The organism is Exiguobacterium sp. SH4S7, assembly GCF_004336795.1.
Classification (GTDB): domain Bacteria; phylum Bacillota; class Bacilli; order Exiguobacteriales; family Exiguobacteriaceae; genus Exiguobacterium; species Exiguobacterium aurantiacum_A.
In genome coordinates this window covers 1-13,721 of sequence record NZ_SJUT01000007.1, presented here as the reverse complement: position 1 = coordinate 13,721, position 13,721 = coordinate 1, and the positions used below count along the sequence as shown (strand labels likewise).

At 49.1% G+C, this 13,721-nt stretch carries 18 protein-coding genes; 10 read left to right on the top strand and 8 right to left on the bottom strand.

Features of this window, described 5'->3' with window-relative positions; translation table 11 throughout:
• Window positions 1-111 precede the first annotated feature (111 nt).
• The 5 genes from EVJ29_RS12465 to EVJ29_RS12445 all read right to left on the bottom strand — a co-directional run bounded on the left by EVJ29_RS12465 (window position 112) and on the right by EVJ29_RS12445 (window position 4,389).
• Window positions 112-1,440, bottom strand: a complete 1,329-nt coding sequence (locus EVJ29_RS12465; protein ID WP_131505162.1) for a PTS sugar transporter subunit IIC — start codon at window positions 1,438-1,440, stop codon at window positions 112-114.
• Between the two features lie 11 nt (window positions 1,441-1,451).
• Window positions 1,452-2,858, bottom strand: a complete 1,407-nt coding sequence (locus EVJ29_RS12460) for a GH1 family beta-glucosidase (protein WP_070329087.1) — start codon at window positions 2,856-2,858, stop codon at window positions 1,452-1,454.
• Between the two features lie 15 nt (window positions 2,859-2,873).
• A complete protein-coding gene (locus EVJ29_RS12455) occupies window positions 2,874-3,182 on the bottom strand; it encodes a PTS sugar transporter subunit IIB (RefSeq protein WP_070329088.1) in 309 nt (102 codons plus the stop codon).
• On the bottom strand, window positions 3,179-3,526 hold the full coding sequence (locus EVJ29_RS12450) for a PTS lactose/cellobiose transporter subunit IIA (protein WP_016510548.1): 348 nt from the start codon (window positions 3,524-3,526) through the stop codon (window positions 3,179-3,181). The genes EVJ29_RS12455 and EVJ29_RS12450 overlap by 4 nt, the downstream gene beginning before the upstream one ends.
• A gap of 152 nt (window positions 3,527-3,678) precedes the next feature.
• Complete coding sequence (locus tag EVJ29_RS12445) at window positions 3,679-4,389, bottom strand: GntR family transcriptional regulator (protein WP_070329090.1); 711 nt, start codon at window positions 4,387-4,389, stop codon at window positions 3,679-3,681.
• A 194-nt stretch (window positions 4,390-4,583) separates the two neighbouring features.
• Between EVJ29_RS12445 and EVJ29_RS12440 the strand changes: the two genes are divergently transcribed.
• From EVJ29_RS12440 to EVJ29_RS12410, 7 genes are read left to right on the top strand one after another with little or no spacing between them, the layout of a single operon-like run.
• Window positions 4,584-5,015, top strand: coding sequence for a hypothetical protein (locus tag EVJ29_RS12440; RefSeq protein WP_131490731.1), 432 nt, complete (start codon window positions 4,584-4,586; stop codon window positions 5,013-5,015).
• On the top strand, window positions 5,012-5,440 hold the full coding sequence (locus EVJ29_RS12435) for a hypothetical protein (protein ID WP_131490732.1): 429 nt from the start codon (window positions 5,012-5,014) through the stop codon (window positions 5,438-5,440). The genes EVJ29_RS12440 and EVJ29_RS12435 overlap by 4 nt, the downstream gene beginning before the upstream one ends.
• Before the next feature lie 4 nt (window positions 5,441-5,444).
• Window positions 5,445-5,891 carry a hypothetical protein gene (locus tag EVJ29_RS12430; RefSeq protein ID WP_131490733.1) on the top strand — a complete coding sequence of 149 codons (447 nt, stop codon included), beginning with the start codon at window positions 5,445-5,447 and terminating at the stop codon, window positions 5,889-5,891.
• The gene (locus EVJ29_RS12425; RefSeq protein WP_131490734.1) at window positions 5,891-6,400 is read left to right on the top strand and encodes a hypothetical protein; all 510 of its coding nucleotides are present in this window, start codon (window positions 5,891-5,893) and stop codon (window positions 6,398-6,400) included. Before EVJ29_RS12430 ends, EVJ29_RS12425 begins: the two co-directional genes overlap by 1 nt.
• Before the next feature lie 10 nt (window positions 6,401-6,410).
• Window positions 6,411-6,863, top strand: coding sequence for a hypothetical protein (locus EVJ29_RS12420; protein ID WP_161567355.1), 453 nt, complete (start codon window positions 6,411-6,413; stop codon window positions 6,861-6,863).
• 35 nt (window positions 6,864-6,898) lie between these two features.
• Entirely contained in the window at window positions 6,899-7,444 is a 546-nt protein-coding gene (locus EVJ29_RS12415) for an AAA family ATPase (protein ID WP_131490736.1), read from the top strand.
• Complete coding sequence (locus EVJ29_RS12410; protein WP_131490737.1) at window positions 7,441-8,199, top strand: endonuclease/exonuclease/phosphatase family protein; 759 nt, start codon at window positions 7,441-7,443, stop codon at window positions 8,197-8,199. Before EVJ29_RS12415 ends, EVJ29_RS12410 begins: the two co-directional genes overlap by 4 nt.
• Before the next feature lie 35 nt (window positions 8,200-8,234).
• Here EVJ29_RS12410 and EVJ29_RS12405 read toward each other — a convergent pair whose 3' ends face one another.
• The gene (locus tag EVJ29_RS12405) at window positions 8,235-8,570 is read right to left on the bottom strand and encodes a hypothetical protein (RefSeq protein WP_131490738.1); all 336 of its coding nucleotides are present in this window, start codon (window positions 8,568-8,570) and stop codon (window positions 8,235-8,237) included.
• A 354-nt stretch (window positions 8,571-8,924) separates the two neighbouring features.
• Here EVJ29_RS12405 and EVJ29_RS12400 point away from each other — a divergent pair, with 354 nt between their 5' ends.
• Complete coding sequence (locus tag EVJ29_RS12400) at window positions 8,925-9,416, top strand: hypothetical protein (protein ID WP_131505161.1); 492 nt, start codon at window positions 8,925-8,927, stop codon at window positions 9,414-9,416.
• A 248-nt stretch (window positions 9,417-9,664) separates the two neighbouring features.
• On the opposite strand, the gene EVJ29_RS12395 is transcribed toward EVJ29_RS12400, so the two are convergent.
• Entirely contained in the window at window positions 9,665-12,019 is a 2,355-nt protein-coding gene (locus tag EVJ29_RS12395) for a bifunctional diguanylate cyclase/phosphodiesterase (RefSeq protein WP_236633538.1), read from the bottom strand.
• A 162-nt stretch (window positions 12,020-12,181) separates the two neighbouring features.
• Between EVJ29_RS12395 and EVJ29_RS12390 the strand changes: the two genes are divergently transcribed.
• Window positions 12,182-13,033 (top strand): CPBP family intramembrane glutamic endopeptidase, encoded by an 852-nt coding sequence (locus EVJ29_RS12390; RefSeq protein ID WP_131490739.1) that lies wholly within the window; start codon window positions 12,182-12,184, stop codon window positions 13,031-13,033.
• A gap of 16 nt (window positions 13,034-13,049) precedes the next feature.
• Window positions 13,050-13,580 (top strand): GNAT family N-acetyltransferase, encoded by a 531-nt coding sequence (locus EVJ29_RS12385; protein WP_236633537.1) that lies wholly within the window; start codon window positions 13,050-13,052, stop codon window positions 13,578-13,580.
• A gap of 60 nt (window positions 13,581-13,640) precedes the next feature.
• Here EVJ29_RS12385 and EVJ29_RS15700 read toward each other — a convergent pair.
• On the bottom strand, window positions 13,641-13,721 hold an 81-nt coding region (locus tag EVJ29_RS15700), incomplete at its 5' end, for an IS3 family transposase (RefSeq protein ID WP_131440828.1).

The window sequence follows — 13,721 nt, the reverse complement described above, 5'->3', positions numbered from 1 at the left end:
CGGAGGAGCTTGATTTTGAGTTCGAGACGTTGCAAGGACGCTCAACGTTCATAGACATTTTCCTAAATATAACAGCCCTTCTCATCGTTGAGAAGGGCTGTCGTTTTTTACTTAGGCTGATGCTTGGTCTGATTCTTCTTGTGCTTTCAACTCTTCACCGTACGAGACGCGATCTTGCATGCGGACGAACGGGAGGTAGATGGCTACGGCCATTGCGATCGTGACGATCTGCAAGAGCGCTGCACGCCATCCGCCGATTAAGAAACCAGAGATAATCGGTGGTGTCGTCCACGGCACCTGAAGTGCGTTGAACGGATCGACCCAGCCCCAAAGGATTGAGAAGTACACCATGAACGATGCGATTGCAGGTACGATGACGAACGGTACGAACATGATCGGGTTGAACACGATCGGCATCCCGAAGATGACCGGCTCGTTAATGTTGAACAAACTTGGTGCAAGCGAGAGCTTACCGAGCTGTTTCAAGTGAGCCGAACGGGCGACGATAAGTGTGGCGATGATGAATCCGATCGTGATTCCTGAACCACCGAGCTTCGTGAAGACGTCGAGGAACTGGATTGTAACGATTTTCGCGTTCTCACCGGCAACGAGTGTTTCACCCGCATCGATGAGTGCTTGGTTTTGAAGTGCGTTTGCTGTAAGGAGTGGCCCCATGATACCCATGATGATTGCGGCACCGTGAATTCCACACCACCACATGACTGACATGAGAACCATGATGATGACTGCTCCTGCTAGCGTGTCGGTCAGGTTTTGAAGTGGTGATTGAAGCACGTCATAGACGACTTCTGTGAACGTACGCTCTGCAACCGCTTGGAAGATAGCGAACGTCGCAGCAGCAAGTGCGATGATCGCAAGACCAGGAACGAGTGCCGAGAATGAGTTCGAAACACCAGGTGGGACACCGTCAGGCATTTTAATGCTGATCCCGCGTTTGATGAATTGCGAATAAATGAATCCGACGACTAAACCGACGACGATGGCAGCGAGGACACCTTGTCCACCTGTCCATACTTTCGGGATGACTCCGTTGACTGCTTCTCCTGATTCAGAGAGGACAGATGCTTGTGTGATGATCAAGAACGAGATGATTCCGAGGATACCAGCTGGTACGCCTTCGATTTTTTCGTTTTTGACGTACGAGTAGGCGATTCCGAATACCCCGATCAAAGCTAGGATGTCAAACGTCGCACCGACGACTTGCGTGAGTGGGAGCGTCCAATCGGCTCCGAACAATCCTGACATGAACTCGGCCCAACCTGGAATCGGTAACGCCAAGATCAGTAGGAACAGCGAACCGATGATCGTCATCGGCATTGTCAGGATGAACCCGTCCTTAATTGCAAGGACGGGCTTTGCGTTCGCAAATCGAACGAAACCTGGTGTGAACTTTTCAAATACTCTTTCTAAGCGGCTCATGGGGAACCTCCTTATAGGTTTTCAGCGCGCGTGGCGATGATGTCTTTGTACCAGTGGAACGATTTTTTCTTCTTGCGAGCGAGACCGTTCGCGTGATCAACGTAGATGAAGCCATACTGCTTCTTATATCCGTTGAGCCAGCTGAGAAGGTCGATTGCCGACCAAGCGTAGTAACCTGCGACGTTGACACCTTGTTCAACGGCGTGTTTCACAGCGCGTAAGTGGCCTTCGATGTATTCGATACGTGGGTCGTCGAGGATTTCGCCGTCAACGATTGGATCGACGTCGCCGAGACCGTTCTCGGTGATATAGATTTTCACGTTGCCGTAACGCTCCTTCAACATGTGCATGCCGTCAAGGAACGCTTCCGGTGAGATTTCCCATGCCCATTTCGTATATACCTTGTCATCCATCATGACTGTCTTGTAGACGCCGTCGAACGATGGGTTACCTGGGCGGCCTGTCGAGTTCTCACGACCACCGGCCATAACGAGCGCTGAGTCATTTTTCATGACGCGTTGCGGGCTGTAGTAGTTGAGACCGATGAAGTCGTTCATCGGTGCTGTACGCTTGAGAAGCTCGAGCTCTTCAGCTGTCATTTCAGGGAGAAGACCTTGCTCTTCAAGTCCTTTCACGACGTATTCTGGATATTCGCCTTTCAAGATCGGGTCATAGAACCAGTGCGTCGCATAAGCGTTCGCGTGCATTTCCGCAAATTTGTTCTCCTCGGCTTCATCGATGCTGAAGGCCGGGTTGAATACGTGCGTGATGCCGATTTCACCTTCGTAACCGTTTTGTTTGAACAACTCGACGGCACGGGCGTGTGCGACGAAAACGTGGTGTGTCGTTTGGAAGTAACCTTTGACATCGCCTTCAATACCTGGTGGGTGTGCCCCAGTCAAGTAGCCGAGCGAGCAGAAGATGACCGCTTCATTGAACGTGATCCAGTGACGGACACGGTCGCCAAACGATTGGAAACAAGTATCGGCGAAACGTACGAACGCGTCAACCGTAGCTGGATTTTTCCAGCCGCCTGTTTCTTCAAGCGCTTGCGGGAGGTCCCAGTGGTAGAGTGTCACGAACGGGACGATGTTGTGCTTCAAGCACTCGTCGATCAAGTTGTTGTAAAACTCAAGTCCTTTTTCGTTTACTTCCCCTGTGCCGTTCGGGAAGATACGCGGCCATGAGATTGAGAAGCGATATGATTCGAGTCCCATTTCGGCCATGAGCGCGATGTCTTCTTTATAACGATGGTAATGGTCGACTGCGACGTCGCCGTTCGTATCTTCAAATGTTTTTCCAGGAATTTTCGAGAAGACGTCCCAGTTTGAGAGTCCTTTCCCGTCCTCGTTCCATGCGCCTTCGACTTGGTAAGAAGCCGAAGCAGCGCCGAACAAGAAATCTTTTGGCATTTTCAAAGTGGTCACCTCAGTTTATTTATTTACAAGCTTAAGTGCGTGGTCTAATACTTTCGTTCCGTTCATCATGCCGTAGTCGACTGTGTTGATGACGTCGATTGGAACGCCTTTTGGCTCACAGATCTGTTTGCCTTTTGAAAGCAAGTACTTCACTTGTGGTCCGAGAAGAGCGACGTCGAGGTCGTTCACGTACGTTTCCATTTCTGATTCTGGGTAGGCTGCAATTTCTGCCTCGAGGCCACGTTCAGCGGCAACCGCTTTCATTTTTTCTACTAACATACTTGTTGACATACCTGCTGCGCAGAAGAGTCCGATTTTCATCATTTTTGATCCATTCCTTTCAATTGGTTGATTTCGTTTTGCATGTTCATCATGTAGCCGAGCATCTCTTTTACGAGGATCGTGTTCATCAAGTGGTCTTGCGCGTGCACCATGAGGACGCCGACTGTCGCCGTTTTCCCTTGTGCTTCGAGCGTGACGAATTTCGTTTGGATAGCGTGTGCTTCTTTCAACGTCGCGTCTCCAGCCTTGACCGCTTCAGCCGCTTCCTCTGGTTTGCCTTCTTGCATGAGGAGCATTGCGTGGTGGTAACTTGCTTTCGCGTCACCTGAGAGGGCGATTAAACCGAAGATGTCTTCGGGTGTAATTTCGATTGTTTCAGAAACCATAATATCTCTCCTTTTTTGTATGGATAACTAAGATTCGTAGGTACAAATTCTATAGTTTGATACTAGCACGACACCGCTTACATGTAAACCCTTTCTTTTTGAATAAAATGTGAACGAAAAAAACGCACGCGAGATCAACCTCTCGAGTGCGTTTAAGACTTGATGTTAGAGACTTTCAGCATCTTAACATGGCGGAAATGATGTGTCGAGCGCGATACGTCGAAGATTTGACCGTTCGTTAAATAAACGGTGTTGTCGACGAGAAGGGCCGGATCGTTCTCGTTCAACCCGAGTAAAACGGCATCATCGGCGTTCAAGAAATCGGCGTAAATGACGCGGTCGGCAAAACCGATGGCGAGCTTTTGGTCGTTACGGAAGTAGTTATAAATCGACTTCTCGGTGATGTTTCGGTCGAGATAGACGACGAGATTTTTGCGGAAGTACGAATCTTCGACCGAGAACGGGTGGTCGTCGACGAGACGCAGCCGCTTGACGTAATAAACAGGCGTCCCGACCGGACACTTCATCCGTTCCGCCACTTCTTCGTTTGCCGTCGTCTCCTCAAAGGCGAGGACGTGTGTCTCGACTTTTCGTCCACTGAAGTCGCTCGTGAGACCTTGGAGTTTTTCGAGGTTCACATAATCGCTGTCGTAATGGTCACGGACGAAGACGCCGCTCCCTTGGACTTGATAGGCGTAGCCTTTGTTGACGAGAATCTCGATCGCTTTCCGGACCGTGTTGCGGCTGACGGCGTATTTCGTAGCATATTCGTCTTCCGTGAGGAGTTTGTTCGTATGCTGATAGACGTGATTGACGATATCCGTCTCAATCTGTTCAGCTACTTGCTTATACTTTGGGGCCATGACTGTTTGCACCTTTCACATCAATTTGTAGGAATGAATACGCTATCATTATAGCAGAAATAATTTGCAACGGTCGTAAATCATTCGCCAATTGTTGAAAAACGTCGAATGATTATTGAGGGAATATTTGGATAACTTGAAACCCCACCGTTTCATTTCCGTATACAATAAGAGAATAGTAGGGAGGGGAAGTCATGAATCAACCGATACGAATTGAACAAGAGACGGCTTGGAAGAAGCAACAGACACGGGTCGGATACATCTTTTTAAGCGTCGTGGTATTGGCCATCGTCTTATCCTTCTTTGGGAAGCAACTGTGGCTCATCATTCCTCTCACTCTCGTTGGGGTCAGAATGCTCATGTTAGACGTGCAAAAATATCAGATGAGACGTACGTTTTTAGTCGATCTTGCTACGCGGAAGGTGCTAAGGTGGCATCTCGTGTACGATATCGTGAGCTCGATCGGTTTACTCGTTTTAGTGAGTGGCCTGTTGGTCTTCAATCAAGACGACCTGTATTGGGCGTTCGGGGTGTTCATTTGGGGGACGTTGACAGAAACGGTGTCACGCCGTTTAAATCAACATGATCCGATATTATGCGCCCTCGAGCTGGAGGAAGTGCGATGAGGGAACGAGTCGAACAGGAACGGGCGTGGGTCCGTTCGTTTCAACAACTCATGTTTGGGATTGTAGGGGTGTTTCTAGTCGTCATTCTTCCAATCGTGTGGTGGACGGACAGTCTGTTTTGGGGCATCGTCTACATGGCCCTCGTGCTCGTTCCCGTCAATGTGATGTATGTACGTCGCTATCAGATGCGACAACGGTTGAATCCGAAATTGACGCATCGCTATCGCCAACAGTTGGGGAGTGACGTGTTGAATACGGTTGCCTTCTTTCTCGCATTGAACGGCAATGAATTGTTGGAGACGAAAGTTTTCTATACAGTCGGTTTGCTCGTGATTGTGTTAGCTGGATGGATGACGATGAGGATTGATAAGCGGATGAAGCAGGAAGACGTGTGGCGTTCTACATATAAAGAAATAGGGAGGTGAGGGGATGGGTAAACAATTGCAGAAAGAAATTCTGTGGGTGAAGCGAATCCAACGCTTCGGTGTTCCGTTGCTCGTTGTTTATGTGACTTCATTGGTTGTTTCCCTTTTCTTTGAACGGATGTTGTTAATTCCCTTGATGTGGACTGTCGCGGTGTTTCTTGTCGTGATGGGACATCAGCAATATCGCATCCTGCGCCAATTCTCAACGCGACCAAAGGGTTTGCAGTGGCTGAAAATCGAATATGCTGATACGTGGATTAGCGCAATCTTAATGGGAACCTTTATGACGACGCTACTGACGACTGAATCGTTTGGTTTCTTAATTGGCGGCGTGTTTGGCATCTGGGGACTAACCGAATCATATCGAAAACGATTGATTGTCCGGAAATTGAAAGCGTACGACCCTGACATGCCGACATACGACCAAGTGATTGAAAGGATGAAACCATAATGGAACTTTCACCGCAAACAAAACAACAGATTGATACGGTGTTGCGAATGGATAAATGGACAAGCTGGGGCGTTGGGATCTTTGTGGTCGCAGCAATCATCGGCATGCTGACTTATGCGTCGTATTGGGAGATGCCGGATTCGTTTTTCCTAATATTCATATTCTCAATATTTAGTCTCGTCATCACTACGGAGATGATGCGTTTCCGGATGTGGCGCCGCTTTGTGAAGAATGAGAAGGCGCGAAAGCTGTTGACGCTACGGTATACAGCTTCGTTATTTGGACTTGTCGCTCTTGGTTTTTATGGCATCGTCGCGTTCAATCAAACACAGCAACCACAATCGTTCCAAGCGTTTCTCTTATCACAAGCCTTTTTCTGGGGCGCGACGTTCTTCGGGAAATGGCTCGACCGTATCATTCAAAAACATGATGGGAACTATTTGACGAATCAAGATATCAAAGCAATTAAAGAAGCGCGGGAAATTGAAAAGGAAGAACGATATGGATAAGCGCACTCAAATGCGGGAACTGATGGCGTTTGATAATGCGAAGAAGCCATCGATTTTACTACTATCATGGGTATTCTTTTTCGTCCTGTTTTTCATGGTTGAGTATAAATGGTTATCACCAGTGACGGTCTTTTTTATCGGTGCAATCGTCAGTCTGCCAGACTTTTATAAAGCAAGGAAGCGTGAAGCAATCAAAAAGAAGTACTTGATCTCTCGAGAAGCGAAACGACTTATTCATTTCAATTCGATAAGTGGTCTACTTATGTATCCATTCATTTTACTGTGGGTATACGCTGTTCTTACAGATTTGATTTCAATTTCGACATTTTTCCTTATTGGGGCAGCCTCTTTTCTTTTTTCATTTCCAGGAGGAAAGTGGTACGAGCGCCACATGGTCAACCTCGACAACAACTACGTCACGGAAGATGAACTGCGAGAAGAACGAAAATGGGGGAGCGCTTGAGCGCTTCCTCTTAAATTTTCGAGGAGGAAGAGCGGATGAAGGGGAAAATCGTGATCGTTTCAGGTCCGGCGGGCGTCGGGAAATCGACAACCGCAAAACAGCTCGCTCGACAGATGAAGAAAAGTGCATACATTTCAGGCGATGAAATTAGTCATATGGCAGTCTCCGGTCGCGAAAAACCATGGGAGTCCGAGCAGGCGAATGAACTTGTTTGGAAAAACATCGTTGCCTTGAGCAATAACTTTCTTGAGGCCGATTATGACGTCATCGTGGACTGGATCGTATTTTGGAACGATGTACAGACATATACGTCACATTGGATTGAACAAGGGATTGAAGTGCGATACGTCATCTTATGGGAAGAGCAAGACGTTCATTTCCAACGCGATCAGCACAGGCCGGCGGATTCACAGATGGGGGAACGTGTCATCATTTTACGGAACGAGTTTCTGGACTCGGGTGCACCTGGTCCCTATTATCTTGATAACACGACAGAAGAGTTGACCCGGACGATTGAACTGATTCAAAATAGCGCACAATTTTTGTTGAAACAGAACCATCGAAATGGAGGCATAGAATGAGGATTGCAACCTTTAACATTTGGAACAATCCAACCTTATGGAACGAGCGAATCGAGGCCATCTGTGAGGAAGTAAAACGTGTTGCCCCTGACATGCTTGCGCTTCAGGAAGTTAAAACATACATAGACGGCGAAACAGGAATCGATGTCGCAACATATATCGCGAATCAGACGGGATATCCGTTTTGTGTGTTTCATCCTTATCCCGATTCACCGGATGAAGGACTCTCCGTTTTAAGTAAAGTTCCGCTCGATACGAATGATGCGATTTGGCACTACGAGGTAGAAGAAGCAAACTACTGTGCGATGAGGGTAACGTTCCAAGTAGGAGGCCACGTGTTCGGATTGACGAACGTCCATTTAAATTGGAGGTCGTCGGACATACGGGAAGCACAAATGAAGGCGGTCCACGAATGGATCGGCGAGGGGGAACGGTACGAAATTTTATGCGGGGACTTCAATGATGACCCGCAGTCAGAGAACCATCACTATTTGACCGAACACCGGTGGGTCGATGTCGCCAAGTATGATGAAGGAGGAGCGCAACCGACATTGGACTATACAGATAATCCATATTTGCAACAGGATTCCTTATCGAAACAATCCTCGCGCTATGATTGGATTTTATTGCGTCACGCTAAAGTGAACTCTCTAGTTATTAAAAGCGTAGACGTGTTCGGACATGCACCCGTTAGCAAAACTAATATTCTACCGAGTGATCATTATGGGGTTCTATTCGACCTCGACATTCCCTAAAAACGGTGAGGCACATGATGAGCGCTTCACCGTTTTCATTTGAACGTACGGATAATGAAGTAAAGGCAAGTGAGGAAAGGGAGCAAGAACAGTGCACCGAGCCACTGATCTTGTCCGAAGACGAGCCAGGCGAACAACTGGAACGATAGAATGCCACCGGCCGCGAGCCCAGCGAAGCGGAGCGCTTTCGGTCGCTTTGATGGTTCCTCCCACCACTCTTTAAAGAACGGCAAGCTGAACAACAGCGCCAAGCCGAGAAAGAATGCAGCCGGAAATACGAGCACATCTCCGCGCGCATCCTGTCCGTTAAACTGCAGCCATTTCGAGAGAATCGATAAGATGATGCCGATGACGAGAAAGAGCCCGCTCATATCCGTTCCTCCGTTTCATCTCTATATACTATTATCATGCACGAACCGCGTCAGGCGGACAAGCCTCCAAAAAAATGGCTTGTTAGTGAAAGTGGTGACTTTTACGTGAACGGTAAAAAGTCGACAGCACGAAGTTTGTTCAGGCGACTAGTTTTGCCATTCGAAACGGACTAGCATGAGACTGTATCTGAAAAAAAACGGTCGAATAAAAAACAAAAAAATAATGCTTACGAAGCAGGCCTCCAATTTGCTACACTATGAAAATCAGTTTGTAGAGATATCGGTTTCGGACCGAAAATATATGTCGCAAGATACGTCTACCATCTGAAATCATATGTGTACGGAGGCTTTATTATGCACTTAGAAGACCGGTTACCTCAAAACCCAAAAGAAGGCGTTTTGTTCATGTTGATTATCTCGATTTTATCCGTGAACACGATTGCCCCGATCATCGTCGGCATGGAGCGAGGCTTTAGTGTCGCCCATTACGTCGATACGCTCAAAATCATCCCGTTCGCTTGGATTGCGCTCATCGTGTTGATCCGTTTCATTGTGAAGCCGCTAGCCGATATACTATTTAACCGGCTTGCCGGTCAGACGGACGGCTTCAACGCCCGTATCTTGTTGAACATCGTCTTAAACGTCTCGATGATCTCGTTTGTCATGACGATTATCGGACCATGGATCGGTATGGGCGAGATCAACTTCGAAACGTTGCATCACTTCTTCCCGACGTGGTTCCGCAATTTCGGCATCGCGTTTTGGATAGAGTTGTTGTTCGCTCAGCCAATTGCTCGAGCCGTCATGAAGTCGATTCATACACGAAAACGCCTGAAGACCGCTTAACTTTAGACACAGCATCTTTCCGATTGAGGAGAGGTGCGTCTTACTGTTTGCCGATGATTTTGACAAAGAGCAAAATAGTAGGTGAAGTAAGCGGTCCAATCGTATGGTTAGATAAAGATAAGCAACGGCCTTACAGGATGAACCACTTAATTTATCGTTTGAGGGTGAAATCGACGGGTAACCAATCACTCAGCACCAACAAAAGAGGTGACTCTGATCCGATACGGATGAGTCACCTCTTATTGGTTTTAAGCCCGGGTCTTCCCGAACTCGATATAGGTCGTGACCGATTTGACGTGCTTCACGACGTCTTTCTCGCGAAGCGGACGGCTGAAGTAAAAGCCTTGGACATAGTCGCACTGCTCATTGAGCAACCATTCGAGTTGGTCAGACGTTTCGACGCCTTCCATCAATACTTTCATGCCGAGGTTATGGCCGAGTTGGATCATCGACCGGACGATCGCTTCTTGGTTGCGGTCTGTGAACAAGTTGACGATGAACGAGCGGTCAATCTTGAGCACTTGGACCGGAAGTTCGCGCAGTTGGCGGAACGACGAGTAACCAGTCCCGAAATCATCGAGCGAGATCAAAATCCCGTACTGATGAAGTTGGGTGAGCTTATCGCGCGTCGATGCCTCGTACGATAGCATCGATGATTCCGTCACTTCAAGTTCGAGGAACATCGGGTCCATGCCGGTCTCTTGTAAGATGGTTTGGAGCGTCTCGACGAAGTCTTCACGCGCGAACTGGAGCGGTGACACGTTGACCGAGAGCGTGAACGGCTTGACGCCGGACTTGTTCCACCGTACCCAAGCGAGACACGACTCGCGCATGACCCAGTTGCCGATCTGGTGGATCAGTCCGGTGTTTTCTGCGATCGGGATGAATTCGGTCGGTGTGACATCGCCGAGTTCGAAATGATTCCAACGCAAGAGCGCCTCGACGCCTTCGAGTCGATTTTTCGTGAGCGATACTTTCGGTTGATAGACGAGCGTGAACTCGTGACGATCCAGTGCGTGAATGAGCGCTTTCTCGATCTCAACCGTGCGTAAAATTTGATGCTTCGATTCGTCTTCGAACTCTTTGATTTGGTTTTTCCCGATCCGTTTTGATTCGTGGACGGTGAGTCGCGCGTATTGGACGAGTTCGTCCGCGGACGTCGTGTCTTTCGGATAATGGCTGACGCCGGCGCTCATCGTGAGTTCGACGGTCGTCCCGTCGATATCGAACGGTTGTGAGATCGCTTTAATACATTTCTCCGCTTTTTGTTTGGCGAGTGTGCTGCGCTTATCGAACAGTAAGATAATGAATTCCGAAGCACCGACTCGTGTCAAAATGTCATCTGGATGAATCGTGACGCGAAGACGTTCGGCGATTTGCATCGTCAATTCGTCCGTGCCGTGATGTCCGAGCATATCACTCAAGAAACGCCAGCGGTCGATGTCGATGTAAAGACAAGCGACCGGGTCTTCGATTTGAATATGTTCCGCAAGGATGCGTTCGAGCTTGTGACGGTTCGGCAGATCAGTGAGCGTATCGTGATACGCCATATGTTCGACGAGACGTTGTGAGGCGATCGCCTCCGAGACGTCCCGTAAAAACCAGAGCACTTGGTCCATCGCTTCACCTTTGAGCGGGTAGCTCGTCACTTCAATCGTCTTATCGTCGATCTCGACCCGTCTTGGGTCATAGAACTGTTGATTGATCGTCAAGGACGAGTGGTAGTCTTGGAAAAAAGTATCGTCCGTTTTGTCGAACAAACGATAAAACGCGGTGTTGGCGTACTGGATCATGCCATCTTTCGTCGTCGTGACGACCGCATCCGTCGTCGAATCGAGAATCGTCGCTTGGATGAGTTCACGTTTCTTGAGGTGACGGTCGAGCGTGAGCGACAAGAAGAAGATGGCAAACAAGATGACCGTGATCGCCGTGACGAGCCAGGCGAGAAGCGACGGTTCGACGGCATTGGCGAACGGGCCGTTCGCTTCGATGAACGCGAACGATGACGCGGCCATACCGACAAAGTGCATCCCGAAGATGGCGACGCCCATGAGCAGTGAAAAGAACACTTTCAGCTCGAGGTCGATCTTTTGTTTGGCGTACTTCGAGTAGAAGCCGATCCATAAGGCGATAAGTGAGGCCGCGATGGCGATGATGATCGACAACATGGCCAACCATGGATCATACGAAATCGCGACGCCTTGAATCGCGTCCATGCCGACGTAATGCATGCTGGCGATACTGGTTCCCATCAACAGTCCCGCACCGATCAAGGCGGGATGAGTCGTCCGGCGCGAGACGATCAAGAAGCCGAAGATACAGCCGGCCATCGCAATGATGACAGACAGCAAGACGAGCGGGATCGAATACGTGACGGGGCGCAACGCCTCGTGAGCGAGCATGGCGATGAAATGCATCGACCAAATCCCGAGTCCGAGGGTGGCGCCGCCCGCCAAAATCCACATATTTTGAGTGGAGCGATTCGTCGCGTTCACGCGGCGTGCCAGTTCGATGGCAGCATAAGCGGAAACAGCGGCGATAATATAAGAAAGAATCACGAGAAAGTAATTGTGACTCATCGAGTGTTCGACTACTGGTTCCATGTGTACCTCGCTAGTAAATGTGATTTTATTGTAACTCTGATTATACCTCGGCAAATAGTAGCCGACCTATCATTTTGCTTCATATGTTAAAAATATTTTGCCGGTGAAGTAGGCAAGTCGCTTCTAGAGTGGGTAAACTACATATAAAAGGAGGCGGAGCGCATGATCCCGACACGAAAAGAAGTCATAACGTTTATCGTCATCGCGTTCGCGTTCTCATGGTTAAGCTGGTGGGGGCTCTATACGTGGACAAGCTTGCCGATTTTAGCGACCGTCTTGATCGGTTCGTTCGGACCGAGCGTGGCCGGCAGTTATATGGCGTTTCGAGAAAACGGATGGAGCGGGGTGCAGACACTGTTGAAGCGAGGCTTCGAGTGGCGGATGGCCGGTAAGTACTATGCGTTCGGCCTGTTGCTCATCCCGTTCTTATTTGTCCTCGCGTACTGGCTGACCGATGCGAGCGGTGCGTTACTGCTGAACGAACCTTGGCTCGTCATCCCGTACTTCCTCTACATGTTATTTCTCGGGGGAACGGTTCAACAAGAGTATGGTTGGCGCGGGTATTTACTCGACGCGCTGCAACTCAACAAGACGCCGCTCCAGGCGAGCCTGTTCGTCGGCGTGGTGTGGGCGGTTTGGCATATTCCCCTCTTCTTGATGACGGGCACCGGACAGGCATCCCTCCCGTTTTGGGCTTACGCCGTCGCCATTCTATCGTTTACGTTGATCATCTCGTGGTTATATAACGTCACGACGATGAACTTATGGGCGGCCTTTTTACTGCATACGACGTTTAACGTCTCGTATGCCCTCGTCCCCTTGATCGAGCCGGGGCAGGTCTCAATCGGTTTTCTTTATTTGACGCTCTTGTTGTTCACGACGGCAATCGTGCTTGTCTGGAAGACGCACGGGTATCTCGGGTATGACCATCTCGAACAGCTCGAGGCGGTGGAAGGGTCGCATCAACCGAACGTTACGTTAGGCAGAGACACGGGTAAAGAAGGAAACGTATGATTATGGATAGAGGGAAGTGGAAATATTGAACTTTCGTCCGCTTGAACGAGATGATGTCAAACCGCTCCAGCGTTTGTTTATGGAGAGTCTGAGCGATTTGATCCGCCGGGAACAGTTTGAAGACGCTGATTTGTTGGACGAGGAAGTGGCGCGCTTGAATACGACCGTTCAAGATAGTTTGGATGACGAGACTGTCCAATTGTTTGTTGTGCTAAAAGACGACGTCATCGTTGGAACAGCGGCTATCCTTCCTCCGAACGAGATTATCACGGCACATCTCGATGTCGAGCCGGACGTACCGGAAGTCGGATGCATCTATGTGACGCCGAGCGAGCAGCGGCAAGGGGTCGGTCATTTCTTGCTTAAAAACGTGATGGACGAGCTGTTGATCAGGGGACAGCCGATTTTTTATCTCGATGCGGGGTTTCCGACCGCGCAAACGTACTGGGAAAAACGGATGGGTCCACCTGTACTCACGATCGACCATTATTGGGGACTCGGTGCCCCTCATAAAATCTGGCGGTGCGATGTGACGCAATACAAATAGAGACCTGGCTGAACTGAACTGCTCCCCGTCAAGTAGACAGGGTAAATAATGAAAACCAGCCTAGGCGGCTTGAGCCCTGTATTCGACAGGGCTCAAGCCGTTTAGTCGTTTCTGGAGACGATCATGGTTGTAGAACGATAT